5 protein-coding genes are annotated in these 3,692 nt (G+C 69.9%); 2 read left to right on the top strand and 3 right to left on the bottom strand.

Annotated elements, in window-relative coordinates; genetic code table 11:
- On the top strand, positions 1–307 hold a 307-nt coding region (locus RMO85_RS03705), incomplete at its 5' end, for a Sua5/YciO/YrdC/YwlC family protein (protein ID WP_310526545.1).
- Between the two features lie 7 nt (positions 308–314).
- Here RMO85_RS03705 and RMO85_RS03700 read toward each other — a convergent pair.
- The 3 genes from RMO85_RS03700 to RMO85_RS03690 form a co-directional block, all read right to left on the bottom strand.
- Positions 315–728, bottom strand: a complete 414-nt coding sequence (locus RMO85_RS03700) for a DUF6542 domain-containing protein (RefSeq protein ID WP_310526543.1) — start codon at positions 726–728, stop codon at positions 315–317.
- Between the two features lie 64 nt (positions 729–792).
- Positions 793–1,980, bottom strand: coding sequence for a DNA recombination protein RmuC (locus tag RMO85_RS03695; protein ID WP_310526541.1), 1,188 nt, complete (start codon positions 1,978–1,980; stop codon positions 793–795).
- Between the two features lie 28 nt (positions 1,981–2,008).
- Positions 2,009–2,806: an exodeoxyribonuclease III gene (locus RMO85_RS03690; protein WP_310526539.1), complete on the bottom strand. Its 798-nt coding sequence runs from the start codon at positions 2,804–2,806 to the stop codon at positions 2,009–2,011.
- 189 nt (positions 2,807–2,995) lie between these two features.
- Here RMO85_RS03690 and RMO85_RS03685 point away from each other — a divergent pair.
- Positions 2,996–3,692 (top strand): M57 family metalloprotease (locus RMO85_RS03685; protein WP_310526537.1); only part of this gene is annotated, 697 nt, incomplete at its 3' end.

The raw sequence follows: 3,692 nt of genomic DNA, 5'->3' as shown, positions 1-3,692 counted from the left end.
GGTGCCGAAGCGGCTGATGCACGCCAAGAAGCGCACAGTTGGCGTCCGAATCCCCGACCACACGCTGGTCTGCGCGATCCTCGAGGAGCTCGGCGAGCCCATCCTCACCAGCACGCTGATCCTGCCCGGCGAGACCGAGGCCCGCACCATGGGCTGGGAGATCAAGGAAGAGCTCGACCACGTCGTCGACATCGTGATCGAGGCCGGCGAGACCACGGCCCAGCCGACGTCGGTGATCGACTGGTCCGGACCCGAGCCCGAGGTCGTACGCCGCGGGGCGGGCGACGTGCAGCGGTTCGAGGTCTGAGCGCGGGTCAGACGGACGCGTCGGCCCGGCTCCGGCTGCGCTGGCGCAGCGCGAGCGTGCCCAGGCAGACCGCGTAGCCGGCGACGAGCGCTCCGCTGTGGTGGGCGAGCCCTGAGACGACCGTCTGCACGATGCCGTCGCCTGTGTCCGCGACCGTCTCGGGCGCGACCGCACCGAGGAGCGCGAAGACGGCCAGCATCATAAGCGGCGGCAGCACGCCGACGGTGAAGAAGTCGTGGGGCTTGACCACCAGCGCGAGGCCTAGGCAGAGCACGATGAAGCACAGGTCGAAGAAGAAGCTGAGCTCCCCGACGAGGAGCACGTTGATGGCCACGATCGTGAGCACGGCGGCGACCCCGAGCGCGACCGCCTGCCGGCCGGGCTCGAGACCTTCGGTCCACACGGATCCGGGGTGACTCACGCTGAACACCGTAGAACCGGGGGCCGGCGGCTCATCGGCGCCGCGCCGCGGCCGCGTGTGGGGGCTAGGCACGGCGGACCCCTGGCTCCTCGGGGCGGGTCCCGGTGTCGTCGAACAGCGTCGCCTCGCTCGGCCCCGGTGTCGCGACGTCGCCCAGGGCAGCGAAGTCGCCGGCCAGGACGTCGTCACCGGTCTCGATGTCGCGGGCCACGAACTCGGGCGCACTGAGAGCGCGCGGTGCCTCCTCGACCTGTCGCGGGGTCGGGAGCTCGTCGGCGGTGACACCGAGGTCGTTGAACCGCCTTGCCGTCACCAGCACCCGGCCCTCGAGCGAGCCGACGCCTGCGTTGTACGCCGCAACGGCGGCGCCGAGGGACCGGCCGACCTTGTCGAGGTGACCGCCCAGGGAGGCGAGTCGCTGGTGGAGCTCGGTGCCGAGTCGGCGCACTTCGGCCGCCTGGGCCGCGAGCGTCTCGTGCGACCACCCGTGGGCAACGGTGCGCAGGAGCGCGATCAGGGTGGTCGGGGTGGCGAGGATGACCTGCTTGGTGGCGGCGTACTCGAGCAGGTCGGCCTGGGTGTCGAGGGCCGCCGAGAGGAACGCCTCCGCGGGGACGAACATCACCACGAACTCCGGCGTCTCGTCGAGCGCTCGCCAGTAGGCCTTGCTGCCGAGCTGGTCGACATGGGTGCGCAGCTGGCGCACGTGGCGTTGGAGGTGCGCCTCGCGCTCGTCGTCGTCCTCGCTGTTCGCCGCGTCGAGGAACGCGTCGAGGGAGACCTTCGAGTCGACCACGACCGACTTGCCGCCGGCCAGATGGACGACGAGGTCGGGCCGGAGAACCCCGTCGGCCAGCTGGGTCTGCTCGGTGAAGTCGCAGCGCGCAACGAGACCCGCGAGCTCCACGGTGCGTCGCAGGTGCAGCTCTCCCCAGCGCCCCCGCACCTGCGGCTTGCGCAGGGCGGACGTCAGCGACGACGTCTCCCGCCGCAGCGACTCGGTCGTCATCCGCATGTCGGAGACCTGCTGGCCGAACTGGCCCTGCCAGGTCGCGCGCTCGTGGTCGAGGTCGCGCAACTGGTCCTGCAGGCGCTCCATGCCCTCGCGCACGATCGCCTGGTCGGCGCCCCGCTGCTCCAGCGCGGCCAGCACGCCCTCGTCGCGGGGGCGGGCACGGGACGCGAGCCAGCCCAGGCCGAAGCCGAGCGCCAGGCCCACCGCGAGCATCACCAGGATCGTCAGCATCTCCATGTCAGCACTGTGACAGGAGGCACCGACATCAGTTGAAGTCGACGATCACCGGCGCGTGGTCGGACGGGCTGCCCGTGCCCTGGGCGGGGTCGCGCTCGTCGCGGTCGATGAAGGCACCGGTCACGCGAGACGCGAGCGCGGGGGAGGCGACGACGAAGTCGATCTTGAGGCCGCGGTCGCGTTCGAAGCGCTGGCGGTAGTAGTCCCAGTAGGTGTAGCCGGGCGCGTGCTGGCGGGTGACCTCGACGTACCCGTCGTCGAGGAAGCCCTGGAAGGCCGCACGCTCTGGGGGAGTCACGTGCGTCGAGTTGCGGAACTGGGCCGGGTCGAAGACGTCGACGTCCGTGGGACAGATGTTCCAGTCGCCGACCAGCGCGGTCTCCTCGCCGAGCCATTCGCCGGCCGCCTCGCGCAGGCGCGCCAGCCAGTCGAGCTTGTAGGCGTAGTGCGGGTCGTCGGGCTTGCGTCCGTTGGGCACGTAGAGCGACCAGATGCGGACTCCGCCTCTGCCGTCCTCCGATCCGCAGAGTGCGCCGATCGCGCGGGCCTCGGCGGCCAGCGGCTCGCCGTACCCGGGCATGGCATCGAAGCCGACCGTCACGTCATCGAGGCCGACGCGGGAGATGAGGGCGACACCGTTCCACTGGTTGACCCCGGCGACCGCGATCTCGTAGCCGCGCGCCTGCAGTCCCATCAGCGGCAGTTGGTCCTCGCGCGCCTTGGTCTCCTGCAGCGCGAGGACGTCGACGTCGTGCCGGTCGAGGAAGGCCTCGACCCGGTCGATGCGGGAGCGGAGGGAGTTGACGTTCCAGGTCGCGATACGCACGGGGTCAGCCTAGGAGGCATCCCATCCCAGCCGTGAGGGGCCGCAAGATCATGTGCGTCGAACCCTTTACACGGGCGATCCTCGTTGGGATGGTTCACCCCACGCACTGTTCTCGGGAAACAGGTGCCACTGCTGGATCCCCGGGCGGAGTGTGCTCTCACCACAACCACCCCCTTGAGGAGACCCTTCATGCAGCGCAACCGACTCGGGCAGCTTGCTCTCGCCTCCGCCGCCGTCCTGGCAGCCACCCTGGCCACACCTGCGATCGCCGCCACCGACGGCGACATCCCGACGTTCTCGCAGTTCCACGCGCAGACCTACCGCGACGCGGACCAGCAGTACATCGTCAACGGCGACGAGCCCGTCGCCACCACCGGAGACCTGAAGTCCTTCTACGACGGACTCGTCGCCAGTTCCACCAGCAGCACCGAGAACGGCCTCGTGGTCAACACCGTCGGCGGTGCCGACGACAGGTGGAGCGCCTCGCAGGCCCTCAACCTCACCTACTGCGTGAGCACCAAGTTCGGCAACCAGTACACCAACGTGGTCACCGCGATGGCCTCCGGTGCCGGGCAGTGGGAGGCGGCGTCGTCCAAGGTCAACTTCACGCACCTGTCCGCCAACGACGCCAACTGCACCACCCGCAACAACGCGGTGCTCTTCTCGGTCGAGCCCACCAACACGACGTCCTACATCGCCCGTGCGTTCTTCCCGAGCTCCTCGGACCGTTCGCGCAACGTGTTGATCAACGCCGCATCGCTGATGAACTCCGGCTCGTGGACGCCGTCCAACATCGTGGCCCACGAGCTCGGCCACACGCTCGGCTTCCGGCACGAGCACACGCGTCCCGAAGCCGGCACCTGCTTCGAGGACAACAACTGGCGCC

The organism is Nocardioides sp. (genome assembly GCF_031422975.1).
Lineage (GTDB): Bacteria > Actinomycetota > Actinomycetes > Propionibacteriales > Nocardioidaceae > Nocardioides.
Note: the sequence above shows the minus strand (reverse complement) of the source record. Positions and strands in the feature narration are given on the sequence as shown.

Coding starts and splice junctions, on each gene's coding strand:
- RMO85_RS03695 (WP_310526541.1), bottom strand. CDS start 1,980: ATGGAGATGCTGACGATCCTGGTGATGCTCGCGGTGGGCCTGGCGCTC.